The sequence below is a fragment of the Leucobacter ruminantium genome (assembly GCF_017565705.1).
GTDB lineage: Bacteria > Actinomycetota > Actinomycetes > Actinomycetales > Microbacteriaceae > Leucobacter > Leucobacter ruminantium.
The window spans coordinates 1-13,648 of the sequence record NZ_JAGDYL010000013.1 but is presented as its reverse complement, the minus strand read 5'-3'; the positions used below and the strand labels follow the sequence as shown (position 1 = coordinate 13,648).

Here is a 13,648-nt window from a genome sequence, read left to right as displayed (position 1 = left end):
CGCTGAACCGCGCGGCCCCTAGACGCGCGCGAGGTGACCGCGCACCACGCGCACCACCTCGTCGACGCTCTCGGGCTCGCCGACCGAGATGCGCACGCCGTGCCCCGCGAAGGGCCGCACGAGGGTGCCCGCCTCGGCGAAGGCGGCGGCCAGGCCGGCGGCGCTGGCGACGCCGCCACGATCCGCCGGTCCCTCCGGCACCCACACGAAGTTGCCCTGCGCGTCGGGCACCGCGAGGCCGAGCCCGCGGAGCTCATCGGCGAGCGCGTCGCGGCGCGCGGCGAGCCTGGCGATGCGCTCGTCGTTCGCGGCGCGCGCCTCCGGCTCCAGCGATACGAGCGCCGCGCTCTCTGCGATACCCGTCACCGAGAGCGGGATGCCGACGGACGCCGCGGCCGACAGGATCGAGGGGTCGCCCACGCCGTAGCCGATGCGCAGCGCCGCGAGCCCGTACGCCTTCGAGAAGGTGCGCAGCACGACGAGATTCGGGTGAGCGCCCAGCACGTCCTCGCCCCGCACGGCGTCGGGATCGGTGACGAACTCGCGGTAGGCCTCGTCGAGCACCACGAGCACGTCGGCGGGCACGCGCGCCATGAAGCGGTCGAACTCCTCACGTCGCACGGCCGGGCCCGTCGGGTTGTTGGGCGAGCAGACGAGCACGGCGCGGGTGCGGTCGCCGATCGCGTCGGCCATCGCGTCGAGGTCGTGGCGCGCGTCACCGGTGAGCGGGATCGGCACCGGCGTCGCTCCCGAGGCCAGTCCGAGACCCGGGTAGGCCTCGAAGCTCGGCCAGGCGAAGACGTACTCCTCGCCTGGACCCGCGACGGCCTGCACGAGCTGGTAGAGGATTGCGACCGACCCGGCTGCGAGGTGCACCCGCTCGGGCCCGACGCCGAACCGGCCCGCGAGTTCGGCCCGCAGCTCGGGCATGCCCGCGGCGGCGTAGCGATTGGTCTCGGCGCTGCGCCGCGCGATCGCGTCGAGCACGGCGGGGAGCGGCGGGAACGGGTTCTCGTTGCTCGAGAGCTTGAAGCCGGGCTTCGTCGGCGTCTGGCCCTGGCGGTATGCGGGCGTTGCCGCCACCTCGGGACGAATGCGGACGGGGGGCGCCGGAGTCTCACTCATGCCACCAGAGTCTAATGATCGGCGAGGTATCCGGCGTCGGCGCCTAGCCCGCCTCCCCGCTTCCCTCCGTCACCGCCGGGACATCGTCGGCCCTCTGCTGCGCATCTCGCAGTGAGTCGCTCCACTCGCTCATCGAACGTTCGAGGTCTTCTCTGCGCTGCTCTTCGTTCTGGAGGTAGTCGTGCAGCTGCTCCCGTGTGCGCTGCACGTCCTCGGGAGACGGTTGCTCGCGCCGCGGGCCCTGATCGATGCTGATCTCGGGCGGCTGCACCATCATCAGTGCGGCCAGGCCGACCGCGCAGACCGCGATCACGGCCAGCGGTGCCCGCACATCGCGCTGCTGTTCGAGCACGGATCCCTCATCCGTCTGCCGCCGCATGTCGCGGGTCAGCAGGAGTCGCAGCAGGGCCGGAATGACAAAGGCGAGGCCCGCCAGCACTATCAGCGGCATCCACCGGCCCGCGCCCGTGACGAGGCCGACCAGCCCGCAGACGAGCGCGATGCCGCCGACGATGATGCGCACCCACCCCTTCAACGCCGCGCGGTGCAGATCCTGCGTGTAATCGGCGGCCCGCGGCCCGATCGGTGCGAGCAGGCGCCGCAACTCGCGATCGCCCGCGTAGACGATGAGGCACTCGCTCGCGAGCAGCAGCAGTGGTACCAGAGCCAGCAGCCCGGGCATCCTCAGCCAGAACACGAGCGGCAGCGCAAGCAGTGGCCAACTCGCTCCCAGAAGACCGAGGATCACACCGGTTCGGCTCCAAGCCGAGGCGCCCCAGGTGCGCCGCAGAAAACCTCTCGGCGCGGACCTGCGCACACGGTGCGCCAGAGTCCAGAGATTCACCATCGCCATCACGAGCACCGCGACGGCTGCCTGCGGCAACGCTATCGCCAGCATGCCCCACACCGCGAGTGCCGGGACCCAACGCGTGCGCTCCCAGACGATGTGATTGAGCTGTATCGCCGCGTCGCGCTGCTGCGGGTTCTGCACCAGCATCGAACTGAGCACGTCGACGACTTGCCCGTCGTGCTTCGTATGCGCGTCGGACGCGAAGAACAGCAGCGCCTCGTTCTGGGGGTCGAGTGCCAGACCGCGCGAGATGAGCTGGGAGAACTCGGCCTTGCCCACCACGCCGTGCAGCAGCCCGGCGGCCTGCGCCACCGTCGAGGCCGAATCGATATCCAGACTCATCGCCCAGTAGGCGGCATCGCGGATCAGCCGGCTGTGACGCCGGGAGCCATCGGGCTCGGCCGCGAGCGCCCGCGCCTTGTCCAGGTGCGAAGCCGGATGGTCCGGTGCCAGCTGCAGCATGCGGTCGGCGGCGAGATGCGCCCCCGGCGCGTCACGCGCACGCGCCTCCAGCAGCACCATGGTGTGCAGGGCGCCGAGCTGATCAGGGTCGTAGGAGAGCGCCGCCTCGGCTGCTGCGCGGGCCAGCTTCCTGTCATCGCTCACCCAGCGCACCCAGGCGAGGTGCGCCCACAGCGCCGCGTGCTCCGGATACTCGGCGAGGCCGCGCTGCAGCTCTTCGATCGCCTCGTCCGGCCTGCCGAAGTCGGCGAGAGCCTCGGCGCGTTGCAGGAAGTCGCCCGGGCCCGGCCGGCCGGTGGGGCTCTCCTCGATCTCCGGCCGGGTCACGGGGCCGACCCCTGCGGGTCCGCGGCCGGCACGTCGAGGTCGTCCGGATCCGGGATGTCGAGGTCGCCGATAGAGTCGCGCATCCTCTTCTGATGCTCGCGCATCTCGATCTCCCATGGCGTCGGGGGCGGATCGTGCTCGGCGGCGTGACGGTCGGCGAGCAGCCACACCCCGGCGACTCCGAGCGCGGCGAGCATGAGCGCGGCCCACAGCATCGCGCCGGCACCGCCGTCGCCTCCGCGGCGATGGCTCAGGACCCGGCCGACCCGCAGCAGCAGAGCGATCAAGGGAGGGATCGCGAGTGCAGCGGCGACTGCGGCGAAACCTCCGGCCGCCTCCGGCCGCATCGCGACCGGCGCCGCCACGAGGGGAACGCAGGCGAGCAGCGCGGCTATGCCGACGCGAACCAGAGACCAGCGGTGCTCCCTCAGCTCGGCGAGCGCCGCAGCCCGTCCCTCGTCGTCACCCGGGAAGAGTCCACTGCGCTGCTCGGATCGGAACCGCGCGAACACGAACAGCAGCTCGGCGATGAGCAGCATCCAGGCGCAGAAGCCGATCATCATCGTGATCCCGCCGACGTAGCTGCCCTGCATCTGCAGCTGCGTCTCGCCGGAGCGCAGCGCCAGGGAGAATGCCGACAGCAGCGCTCCGAGCCCGCCGATCGCCGCCACGACGAATCCGATCCACACCCACCACACGGGCGCGTAGAGGCGCCGCATGAACCGCTTGGGCAGACCCTTTGCCCTGATCGTGAAGAACAGCACGAACCAGGCGGCGGGCAGGATCAGCAGCGCCTCGCCCGCGCGCACCTGCGTTCGGCGGCTCGTGCTCATCGGCTCGCCGAACACCAGGTACGCGAAGAGCATCAGGAAAACGCAGACCCAGAGCCCGATCGCGGCGAGGAGCCGGCTGCGGCCCCACACGTCGTCGCTGACAGCGCGCGCGACGCCGCGGTGCCGGGGATTGTCGGCGAGCACTCCCGACAGGATGCGCAGGGCGGCGGCCTGGTGACCGGCCGACAGGCCGAGCCCCTGCAGGTGCTGCGGCCCGGAGGTCTTCTCGCTCTCGCGCTGCGCGGCGAGCAGCAGCAGGCTCTCGTCGTCGGGAGCGAGTTCGAGGCCGCGATCGAGGGTGCGGGACGCGGCCTCGGCATCGCCGAGCCGTCTCAGCAGGACGGTCGAGCGGCGCAGCGTCTCGACATGCTCCGGGGCGAGCTCGAGAGCGCGGTCGATGCTCGCCCGCGCCTCGGCACGACGCCGCCGGCGCGCCTTGAACGGCCTGCTCGCGTCGCTCGCGAGAGCGTAGGCGAGATGGAGGTGGGAGACGGGCCACTCGGGGAAGTGCCGCAGCAGCTCGCGGGCGTAGCCCGCGCCCTCGGCGAAGCGCGCCTGCGCGACCGTGACCTCGCACAGCGTGTTGAGTGCGCGGGCGTCCGCGGGGCGTACCGCGAGGGTGCGCAGGGCGAGGTCCTCCGCTTCGTCCTGCTCCCCCGCGAAGAACAGCAGCCAGCCGAGGTATCCGAGCAGCTCGGGGTCATCGGGGAACACCCCGAGCCCGCGCCGCAGCTCGGCGATCGCCTCCTCGCGGCGGCCGAAACCGTTCAGCGCCTCGGCGCGCTCGAAGCAGCGGGCCGGCGTCTGCTCGGCTGCGCTCCCCCCGCCCGCCGACGCCGCTTGCGACCGATCGTTCATCGCGACGCGCTCACAGGCGCTTGTAGCGCTTCAGCAGTCGCACGAGGTCGTCGTAACGGCCGTCGCCGTTCGCGTAGTTCGCGACGTTGCGCGCGCTGTCGAGCCACGGCCCGATCGAGGGCTTCACCTCTTTCAGGGCGCGGTTCATGTCACTCATGGAGACCGGCTGCACGGCGCCCGACTTGATCGATGCGGCGAGCGCCTTCTCGGCCGCCGTGTCGCAGAGGTGCTTGAGGTCTGCGCCCGAGAAGCCCTCGGTCTTGCGCACGAGCACCTCGAGGTCGATGCCCTGTACTGGGCGCTGGTCGAGGTGACCGCGCAGGATCGCCTCGCGTGCGGGCTCGTCGGGCGGCGATACGAGCACCATGCGATCGAACCGGCCCGGGCGCAGCAGCGCCGCGTCCACGTCCCAGGGCATGTTGGTCGCCGCGAGCACGAAGAGGCCGTCGTTGTCGCTGCCCACCCCGTCCATCTCCATGAGCAGCTGGTTCACGATGTTGCGCAGGCTCTGCGAGTTCTGCGAGCTGCGCTTGCCGCCGACCGCGTCGACCTCGTCGAGGAAGAGCACGGCCGGAGCCTTCTGCCGCGCCTCGGCGAAGGTCTTGTGGATGTTGCCCTCGCTCTCGCCGAGCCACTTGCTGAGCACGTCGGCGAGCGTCACCGAGATGAAGCTCGCACCGAGCTCGCCGGCGATGGCGCGCGCGAGATAGGTCTTGCCGCAGCCGGGAGGCCCGTAGAGCAGGAGGCCGCCGCCGAGGCTCTTCTTGAAGGCCTTCGCGATCTCGGGGTGCGCGATGGGATCGAGGAAGGTCTCGTGTATGCGTCGCTTCACCTCGATAAGGCCGCCGACGTCCGAGAGGCGGAGGGTCTCGCGGCTCACCTCGGCGATGCTCGACGAGTCTTCCGCGTCGGAGACCGCGGCGACCACTCCCTCAGGGGTCTCGATCGTCTCGTGCACGACGAACGGAGGCGGCATCTCATTGCCGATCTCGTGCTCGAGGCGCCCCCAGTCGACGCCCTCGGTCTGATCGGGCTCGCCGATCGAGGACCGCGACTCGGGCTCGTTCTGCTCGGCGGGTGCTCCAGTCGATCCCTCGCCCGTCAGCCGCTCGATGAGCGCCTGCGCACCGGCGTGCCCCTGGCTCTTCGACAGCACCACCATCGCCTGCCCGATCGCGACATCGCGCTGCCCGGCATCGGCCAGGCGCTCGGCGTAGAGTGCGCGGAGCTCCGGATCCTCCGGAGACGCGGCCACCGCGGCGGCCAGGCTGTTGAGCAGTACGTCGGACATGGTGCAATGCTACCTTCGGCCTCCGACGGCAGGGTCGCGCTCCCTCACTCTCCGGCCCCATCGCCCCCCGGCTCGCGCGACTCCCCGAGGCGGCGCCCAGGCTGAGCTGGCAGACTGGCGGCATGAGAACCGTGATACGCGTGCTCGTCAGCGCCTTCGCGCTGTGGCTCACCACGCTCATCGTCGGCGGCAGCGGCGAGCACGGCGTGTGGATCGTGCCGATCGGCTCCGACGACTACTCGCCGCTCATCACCCTGCTGCTCGTGGCGCTCGTCTTCGGTCTCGTCAACGCGACGCTCGGCAAGCTGGTGCGCTTCGTCTCGATCCCGCTCTACATCATCACGCTCGGCCTCTTCGGGCTCATCGTGAACGGCTTCCTCTTCGCGGTCGTCGCGTGGCTCTCCGACCTCGCGGGCTTCGGCCTGCGCATCGAGGGCTTCTGGTGGGGTGTGCTCGCAGCGCTCGTCATGTCGATCCTCTCGGGCATCCTGAACGGCCTGCTCGGCACGAACCGCAAGAAGCGCGACGACTGACGCGGTCGCCCGCCGCTCGGGCAGACTGGGATCATGAGCGCAGCGCAGATCCTCCGCATCACCTTCGTCTGCTCCGGCAACATCTGCCGGTCCCCGATGGGCGAGGTCATCTTCCGCGAACTGGCCGAACGACGAGGGATCGGCGAGCGCTTCGCGGTGACCTCGCGCGGCACGAACGGCTACCACATCGGCGACCCCGCCGATCCGCGCGCCCTCGTCGCGCTGGAGGCCGGGGGCTACGACGGCCGCGCGCACCGCGCCGCTCGCCTCTCCCCCGCCGACATCGCCGGCAACGACCTGCTCATCGCGCTCGCGCGCGAGCACGAGCGCGAGCTGCTGCGGCTCGGTGCGAGATCCGAGCGGGTCGTGCTGCTCACGGCCTTCGATCCCTCCCGGCCCGCAGACCCCGACGTGTTCGACCCCTACTACTCCGAGCAGCGGGCCTTCGACGAGGTGCTCGCGCAGGTCGAGCGCAGCTGCGCCGCGCTGCTCGACGAGTTGGCCGGATAGGCTGAGGGCGCATCGGGAACCCGGAGAGACGCGAGGGATCATGAACGAACCGCAGCAGCCGTACGCGCCCCGGCCGAACGAACCGCACGCGCCCCAGCCCCAGCCGTACGCGCCCCCGGCACCGCAGGCCCCCGAGCGTCGGCGGCTCATCCTGCCGATCGCGATCACCGCGGGAGCCGTGCTCGCGATCGGCTCCGTCGTCACCGCACTGCTGCTGTTCTCGACCCCGAAGACCGAGGAGAGCAGGGCAGACCGAGCCCGCAGCTCCGAGGCCGAGACGGATCGGGATCCCTCGCCGAAGACGGAGCGCCCGCAGCCCGGGTCCGATGCCGACGACGAACTGAACTACGGGCCCGACGACCCCGAGATCGACGGCACCGGTCCCGTCGCCGATCGCCTGCAGGCCCTCGAGGACCGCTACCAGCAGATGTACGACGACGGCTCGCTCTGGGATCTGATGCCCGAGACGAAGGAGAACACGGGCGCCTACCTCGCCTTCCAGTTCATGCTCACCGACATGCGCTCGGCCACCCGCTTCGGCACCGACGAGGAGCAGGAGACGCAATTCGCGAAGCACGCCAAGCGCCTCGAACAGCGCCTGCTCGCGCAGGAGCCGCTCGGCTCCGACGTCACCTACGAGCTGCAGGACGGCCGCACCTTCACCTACGACGGCGAGACCGGCGAGGTGGGGCTGGAGTAGTGGGAGAATGGAGGGCGGACCGAGATCCCCAATCCCGAGAGGCTCACATGACCCCGCTCCCCCCGCAGCCCATCAGCCCGCTCGACGGCCGCTACCGCAAGGCGGTGGAGGGGCTCGGTGACACCCTCTCGGAGGCCGGCCTCAACAAGGCCCGCGTGCACGTCGAGGTCGAGTGGCTCGCCTACCTCACCTCCCACTCGCTGCTGGGAGGCTCCCCCATCGCCGACGAGCAGCTGGCGTCGCTGCGCGAGTGGGCAGCGAACTTCGGGCAGGCCGAGATCGACGAGCTCGCCGAGACCGAGAAGACCACGCAGCACGACGTCAAGGCGGTCGAATACCTGGTGCGCGCGCGCCTCGAGCAGCAGGGCCTCGGGCACCTCGCCGAGCTCACCCACGTGTGCTGCACGAGCGAAGACATCAACAACCTCTCCTACGCGCTCACCGTGAAGCAGGCCATCGCCGACGTGTGGCGCCCGAAGTTCGTCGCCGTCATCGCCGAGCTCGCCCGCCAGGCCGAGCAGTACCGCGAGCTGCCCATGATGAGCCGCACCCACGGCCAGCCCGCCACCCCGACCACGCTCGGCAAGGAGCTCGCGGTGTTCGTGCACCGCCTCGAGCGCCAGCTGAACCAGATCGACGACGTCGAATACCTGGGCAAGTTCTCGGGCGCGACCGGCACCTTCGCCGCGCACCTCGCCGCGGATCCCACGGTCGACTGGGCCGCCGTGTCGCAGGAGTTCGTGGAGGGGCTCGGCCTCGACTGGAACCCGCTCACCACGCAGATCGAGTCGCACGACTGGCAGGCCGAGCTCTACACGCGCGTCGCGCACGCGAATCGCATCCTGCACAATCTCGCGACCGACATCTGGAGCTACATCTCCATCGGCTACTTCCGTCAGATCCCGGTCGCCGGGGCCACGGGCTCCTCGACGATGCCGCACAAGGTTAACCCGATCCGCTTCGAGAACGCCGAGGCAAACCTCGAACTCTCGAACGCTCTGCTGGATTCTCTGGCCTCTACGCTCGTGACGAGCCGCTGGCAGCGCGACCTCACCGACTCCTCCGCGCAGCGCAACATCGGCGTCGGCCTCGGCCACTCGGTGCTCGCGCTCGACAACATCCTGCGCGGCCTCGGGCAGATCGACGCGGCGCCCGAGGTGCTCGCAGCCGACCTCGACGGCAACTGGGAGGTGCTCGGAGAGGCGATCCAGACCGTGATCCGCGCGGAGGTGACGGCGGGCCGCTCCTCCATCGCCGATCCCTACGCCGTGCTCAAGGAGCTCACGCGCGACCGCCGCATCGGCCAGGCCGAGCTCGTGGAGTTCGTGCAGGGCCTCGAGATCGGCGACGAGGCGAAGCAGCGCCTGCTCGAGCTGACCCCCGCCACCTACATCGGCGACGCCGTGCGACTCGTGGACTTCCTGCAGCGCTGAGGCTCCTCCGCTGCGGGCCGCGGCCGGTCGGCCCCTCGGACCGGCCGGCCGTCGTTTTTCCGCGAGGGATCCTGGTGCACCGAGGCGACCCTCGGTCCATGCCACGCCGATGCACGCGGTGCACACCTCGACGCGCCGGAGCGCCCGGTGCGCACCGTAACGTCCGTCGCACACGCTATCGCCGGGAAGTACCGTGTGCAGCGGACAACACGATGTGCAGTGCGGCGTTCCGCTGATCCCTCATATCATCGAGCCCGCCGGCACCGGCTGCTAGCCTCGAAGAATACATCTGATGAAGGGATGCCCGTGAGCGACGATCTGACCCCCACCGCCCGCTTCGCACGCGAACGCACGCGCCACCGCTTCACCGCGCGCGAGATCGCGGTATCGGCAGTGGCCCCCGCTGCGGGCCCGTTCCTGCGCGTCACCTTCACCGGCGCCGAGCTGCACGACTTCGTTTCGAGCGGGCCGGCCGACCACGTGCGCCTCTTCTTCCCGCACCCGATCACGGGCGAGCTCGTCGCTCCCGCCCCGGTCGGCCCGGGCGAGGACGGCATCGTGCGCCCCGAGGCCCCCATGTTCCCCCGCGACTTCACCCCCCTGAACGTGCGCACCGACCCCGAGAGCGGCCTGCGGGCCTTCGACGTCGACTTCCTGCAGCACGAGGATCCGGGCCCCGCATCCGCCTGGGCCGCATCGGCGAAGCCCGGCGACCGCATCGTCGCCGTCGGACCCCGAGGCTCGGTCTCGGCTCCGCAGGGCGCCGACCGGCTGCTGTGCATCGTCGATCCCTCTGCCCTCCCCGCCGCCGGCCGCTTCATCGCCGAGGTTCCCGAATCCACCGACGTCGAGGTCGTGGTCGACGTCTCGCCCGCCGACCTCGAGTGGGCCGAGCACTACCTGCGCGAGCAGAGCGGCCGCGCAGTCGACGCCGTCGAACCCTACGGCAGCCTCGCCGACGCGGCGGCCGACGCGGGCATCGACGAGCGAACCTTCCTCTTCGCTGCGGGCGAGGCCTCGCGCCTCGTGCCGCTGCGCCGACTCCTGAAGTACGAGTACGGAGTGCCGCGCGAGCAGTACGCACTCAGCGGCTACTGGAAGCGCGGCATGGCGAACTTCGACCACCACGCGCCCATCGATCCCGAGGACCCGGAGGACTGAGCCGAACCGGGTTCGGGCAGGGTCGGGTCGCACATCAGGAGGCGAGCGGCTCGATCCGCCATCCGACCTCGTGCGAGGCCCCCGGAGGCAGCACCACGAGACCGACGTCCATGCCCGCGTTGAAGGCGTCGGGGGCGCACGTCATCGGCTCGACCGCGAGACCGAGGCGGTTCTCCGCGCGGGTCGCCCCGGGGAGATCCGCAGTGTGGATCTGCAGCCAGTCGCAGCCCGCACCCCACACCATCGCGACGCCGCAGCCGTCGGCGGCGCGCAGTTCGACGCGGGACTCGCCGGCCGCGTCGCGGCGCAGCCCGGTGAAGGCGTGGTCGATCCTCGCCTCGCCGATGGGGCGAGGATCGCGGAAGTCGAAGCGGGCCGCGTCGACCTCGACGCTCTCGAGCCCCCGAGGGATCAACCTCTCCTCGTCGACCGTCAGCACTCGGGATGCGGGGAGCTCGAGCCGCCAGGTATCGAGCGGCCCCTCACCCGCCACGAGATAGGGGTGCGGGCAGGCGCCGTAGGGCGCGTCCGTGTCGCCGAGGTTCGTCGCGACGACGGTCTGGGCGAGCCCGCGGTCCGTGAGCTCGTACCGGGTATCGATCCGGATCCGCCAGGGGTAACCGCTCTGCGGCTCGACCGTCCCGCGCAGGACGACGGCGCTCGCCTCCCGCTCGACCGCGGCGAAGGCGAGCCAGGGCGTGAACCCGTGCAGGGCGTGGCCGCGATCCGCCTCGGTGAGCGCCAGCTGCATGGTGACGCCGTTCCACGCGAAGCGTCCGTCGACCACGCGGTTGGGCCAGGGCGCCACGGTCGTGCCGCGGAAGTTCGGCCGGAGCTCGTCGGCGGCGAAGGGCACGACGAGGTTGCGGCCGTCCACGGTGTACTCGCGCAGGCTCGCTCCGACCGACGCGATCACGGCGCGCTGATCGCCGCGCGAGATCTCGAACTGCTCGCCCGAGATCGGGGTCTTCTCCGTCACGCTCCGCCCCTCCTCATCGCCTGACCTCCCCGGCGGCGGCCGTGCCTGGCTGCCGTGGCGGCCGTGCCGTGCCGCCTCACAGCCCCCGGGCCAGGCGGTAGTAGGCCTGGTTCCATTGCAGTTCGCGGTGGAAGCCCTGCACGGTGGTGCCCTCGCCGATCTCGACGAGTTCGACGCCCGTGATGTCGGCGAAGTCCCGGAACACCTCGATCCCGACCTGCGTGGTCATGGCGGTGTGGTGCGCGCCGCCCGCGGCGAGCCAGCAGCCGGCGGAGGTCTGGAAGTCGGGCGCCGGCTTCCAGACGGCGCGGCCGACGGGAAGCTTCGGCAGATCCGGTGCCTCGACGTTCTCGACCGTGTTCGCCACGAGGCGGAAGCGGTCGCGCATGTCTGCGAGCGAGACGACGAGCGCGGCGCCGGGATCCGCCGTGAACACGAGGCGCACGGGGTCGTCCTTGCCGCCGATGCCGAGCGGGTGCACCTCGAGCCGGGGTTTCGCGGTCGTGAGACTCGGCGACACCTCGAGCATGTGCGCGCCGAGGATCCGCTCGGCGCCGGGCACGAGGTCGTAGGTGTAGTCCTCCATGAGACTCACCCCGCCGGGAAGCCCGGCCCCCATCACGTTGGCGACGCGGGTGAGCACGGCCGTCTTCCAGTCGCCCTCGGCCCCGAATCCGTAGCCCTCGGCCTGGAGACGCTGCACGGCGAGCCCGGGCAGCTGCTTCAGCGCCCCGAGATCCTCGAAGCTCGTCGTGAACGCCCCGAAGCCGCCCTCCTCCAGGAAGGAGCGCAGCCCGAGCTCGATCGCCGCGCCGTCGCGCAGCGACGAGGCCCGCTCCGCCCCGGGCAGCAGTTCGGGGGCGACGTCGTAGAGCTCGACGTACTCGGCGACGAGCGCGTCGACGTCCGACTCCGAGACGCGGGCGACCGCATCGGCGAGTTCATTGATGCCCCAGGTGTTCACCTGCACGCCGAAGACGAGCTCGGCCTCGGTCTTGTCGCCCTCGGTGACGGCGACGTAGCGCATGTTGTCGCCGAAACGGGCGAGCTTCAGCGAGCGCGAGGCGGCGGCACCGGCGGCCGCACGCTGCCACTGCTCGATCTGCGCGCGCACCGCGGGGTCCGACACGTGGCCCACGACCGTCTTGCGGTGAACGCCGAGCCGGGTCTGAATGTAGCCGAACTCGCGGTCGCCGTGCGCGGCCTGGTTCAGGTTCATGAAGTCGAAGTCGATCTCGCTCCACGGCAGTTCCACATTCGCCTGCGTGTGGAGGTGCAGCAGCGGCTTCCGCAGTGCGTCGAGCCCCGCGATCCACATCTTCGCCGGGCTGAAGGTGTGCATCCAGGCGATCACGCCGATGACGCGGTCATCGGCGTTCGCCTCGAGCGCGAGGCGGCGGATCGACTCGCCGTCGGTGAGCACCGGCTTCCACACGACCCTCACGGGCAGCGAGGACAGGCCCGCGGCCGCCTCGCGCGACTGCTCAGCGACCTGGCGCAGCGTCTCCTCGCCGTAGAGCAGCTGACTGCCCGTGGCGAACCAGACCTCGTACCCGTCGAGCGAGGTGGTCAGCGGTGTGCGCGTGGATGGCATGGAAGGTCCTTCCGTCGGGGTCTTGAGTGGTGGAGTCCGGGGTCGCCGAGCCGGCGGCGCGGGTCAGCCCGCGGGGAGCGCGGCGAGCGCCGCGCGCTCGGCCGCGAGGCCCGCTCGGTATCGGCCGAGGTAGGCGGCGTAGCCCACGGCCCCGTCGGGCTCGGGATCGAGCACGCTCACCTCCGTCGTGGCGAAGACGCGCCGCTCGAGGTGCTCGTGGAGCGGCGTCTCGGCGCGGTGCAGGTACGCGGCGAGCACGGCCATGCCCCAGGCCCCTCCCTCGGACGCGGTATCCGCGACTGCGACGGGAGCTCCGAGCGCGTCGGCGAGCACCTGCTGGGCGACACCGGCGGTGCGGAACACGCCGCCGTGCGCGCGCACGCGGTCGATGGCGACCCCCTCCGAGGCGAGCACCTCCATGCCGAGGCTCAGCGTGGCGAACACGCCGTAGAGCTGGACGCGCATGAAGTTCGCGAGGGAGAGTTCCGAGCCGGGGGTGCGCACCACGAGCGGCCTGCCCTCGACGAGGCCGACGATCGGCTCGCCCGAGAGGTGATTGTAGGCGAGCAGGCCCCCGCCGTCGGTCGCACCGCGCCTCGCGGCCCCGTAGAGCGCGGCGAACGCGTCGTCGGCGGCGACCGGGGAGCCGACGGCGGCCGCGAACTCCCGGAACAGCCCCGCCCACGCCGCGAGCTCGCTCGCCCCGTTGTTGCAGTGCACCATCGCCACGGGGTCGCCCGAGGGCGTCGTGACGAGGTCGATCTCGTGATGCGCAGCCGAGATCCCTCGCTCGAGCACCACCATCGCGAAGACGCTCGTACCGACGCTGACGTTGGCGCTGCGCGGGGCGACCGAGCAGGTCGCCACCATGCCGGTGCCGGCGTCGCCCTCGGGCGGGCACATCGGGATGCCCGCGACGAGGCCGCCCGTCGGGTCGAGCAGCCGGGCACCCTCCTCGGTGAGCGATCCTGCGGGTTCGCCTGCCGACAGCA

General features: G+C 71.3%; 12 protein-coding genes. 5 read left to right on the top strand and 7 right to left on the bottom strand.

What is annotated here, in order from left to right:
- Nucleotides 1–18 precede the first annotated feature (18 nt).
- The 4 genes from J4H91_RS08550 to J4H91_RS08535 are packed head-to-tail and all read right to left on the bottom strand — an operon-like array spanning nucleotide 19 to nucleotide 5,746.
- Entirely contained in the window at nucleotides 19–1,125 is a 1,107-nt protein-coding gene (locus J4H91_RS08550) for a histidinol-phosphate transaminase (protein WP_208045846.1), read from the bottom strand.
- A gap of 43 nt (nucleotides 1,126–1,168) precedes the next feature.
- Complete coding sequence (locus tag J4H91_RS08545) at nucleotides 1,169–2,764, bottom strand: tetratricopeptide repeat protein (RefSeq protein WP_208045845.1); 1,596 nt, start codon at nucleotides 2,762–2,764, stop codon at nucleotides 1,169–1,171.
- The gene (locus J4H91_RS08540) at nucleotides 2,761–4,455 is read right to left on the bottom strand and encodes a tetratricopeptide repeat protein (protein WP_208045844.1); all 1,695 of its coding nucleotides are present in this window, start codon (nucleotides 4,453–4,455) and stop codon (nucleotides 2,761–2,763) included. The genes J4H91_RS08545 and J4H91_RS08540 overlap by 4 nt, the downstream gene beginning before the upstream one ends.
- A gap of 10 nt (nucleotides 4,456–4,465) precedes the next feature.
- Complete coding sequence (locus J4H91_RS08535; RefSeq protein WP_208045843.1) at nucleotides 4,466–5,746, bottom strand: ATP-binding protein; 1,281 nt, start codon at nucleotides 5,744–5,746, stop codon at nucleotides 4,466–4,468.
- 122 nt (nucleotides 5,747–5,868) lie between these two features.
- Here J4H91_RS08535 and J4H91_RS08530 point away from each other — a divergent pair, with 122 nt between their 5' ends.
- The 5 genes from J4H91_RS08530 (at nucleotide 5,869) to J4H91_RS08510 (ending at nucleotide 10,083) form a co-directional block, all read left to right on the top strand.
- A complete protein-coding gene (locus J4H91_RS08530) occupies nucleotides 5,869–6,279 on the top strand; it encodes a phage holin family protein (RefSeq protein ID WP_208045842.1) in 411 nt (136 codons plus the stop codon).
- A 33-nt stretch (nucleotides 6,280–6,312) separates the two neighbouring features.
- Nucleotides 6,313–6,789: a low molecular weight protein-tyrosine-phosphatase gene (locus J4H91_RS08525; protein ID WP_208045841.1), complete on the top strand. Its 477-nt coding sequence runs from the start codon at nucleotides 6,313–6,315 to the stop codon at nucleotides 6,787–6,789.
- A gap of 40 nt (nucleotides 6,790–6,829) precedes the next feature.
- Nucleotides 6,830–7,489 carry a hypothetical protein gene (locus J4H91_RS08520; protein ID WP_208045840.1) on the top strand — a complete coding sequence of 220 codons (660 nt, stop codon included), beginning with the start codon at nucleotides 6,830–6,832 and terminating at the stop codon, nucleotides 7,487–7,489.
- 47 nt (nucleotides 7,490–7,536) lie between these two features.
- A complete protein-coding gene (purB, locus tag J4H91_RS08515; protein ID WP_208045839.1) occupies nucleotides 7,537–8,922 on the top strand; it encodes an adenylosuccinate lyase in 1,386 nt (461 codons plus the stop codon).
- Between the two features lie 306 nt (nucleotides 8,923–9,228).
- A complete protein-coding gene (locus J4H91_RS08510; RefSeq protein ID WP_424960835.1) occupies nucleotides 9,229–10,083 on the top strand; it encodes a siderophore-interacting protein in 855 nt (284 codons plus the stop codon).
- Between the two features lie 34 nt (nucleotides 10,084–10,117).
- Here J4H91_RS08510 and J4H91_RS08505 read toward each other — a convergent pair whose 3' ends face one another.
- The 3 genes from J4H91_RS08505 to J4H91_RS08495 all read right to left on the bottom strand — a co-directional run.
- Nucleotides 10,118–11,062, bottom strand: coding sequence for an aldose epimerase family protein (locus tag J4H91_RS08505; RefSeq protein ID WP_208045837.1), 945 nt, complete (start codon nucleotides 11,060–11,062; stop codon nucleotides 10,118–10,120).
- Nucleotides 11,063–11,138: 76 nt separating this feature from the next.
- Nucleotides 11,139–12,656, bottom strand: a complete 1,518-nt coding sequence (araA, locus tag J4H91_RS08500; protein ID WP_208045836.1) for an L-arabinose isomerase — start codon at nucleotides 12,654–12,656, stop codon at nucleotides 11,139–11,141.
- 63 nt (nucleotides 12,657–12,719) lie between these two features.
- Nucleotides 12,720–13,648 (bottom strand): FGGY-family carbohydrate kinase (locus tag J4H91_RS08495; RefSeq protein WP_243752816.1); only part of this gene is annotated, 929 nt, incomplete at its 5' end.

Excerpts from the sequence above, each read along its gene's own strand:
- J4H91_RS08550 (WP_208045846.1), bottom strand. The coding sequence starts at position 1,125 with ATGAGTGAGACTCCGGCGCCCCCCGTCCGCATTCGTCCCGAGGTGGCG.
- J4H91_RS08540 (WP_208045844.1), bottom strand. The coding sequence starts at position 4,455 with ATGAACGATCGGTCGCAAGCGGCGTCGGCGGGCGGGGGGAGCGCAGCC.
- J4H91_RS08535 (WP_208045843.1), bottom strand. The coding sequence starts at position 5,746 with ATGTCCGACGTACTGCTCAACAGCCTGGCCGCCGCGGTGGCCGCGTCT.
- J4H91_RS08530 (WP_208045842.1), top strand. The coding sequence starts at position 5,869 with ATGAGAACCGTGATACGCGTGCTCGTCAGCGCCTTCGCGCTGTGGCTC.
- J4H91_RS08525 (WP_208045841.1), top strand. The coding sequence starts at position 6,313 with ATGAGCGCAGCGCAGATCCTCCGCATCACCTTCGTCTGCTCCGGCAAC.
- J4H91_RS08520 (WP_208045840.1), top strand. The coding sequence starts at position 6,830 with ATGAACGAACCGCAGCAGCCGTACGCGCCCCGGCCGAACGAACCGCAC.
- purB (WP_208045839.1), top strand. The coding sequence starts at position 7,537 with ATGACCCCGCTCCCCCCGCAGCCCATCAGCCCGCTCGACGGCCGCTAC.
- araA (WP_208045836.1), bottom strand. The coding sequence starts at position 12,656 with ATGCCATCCACGCGCACACCGCTGACCACCTCGCTCGACGGGTACGAG.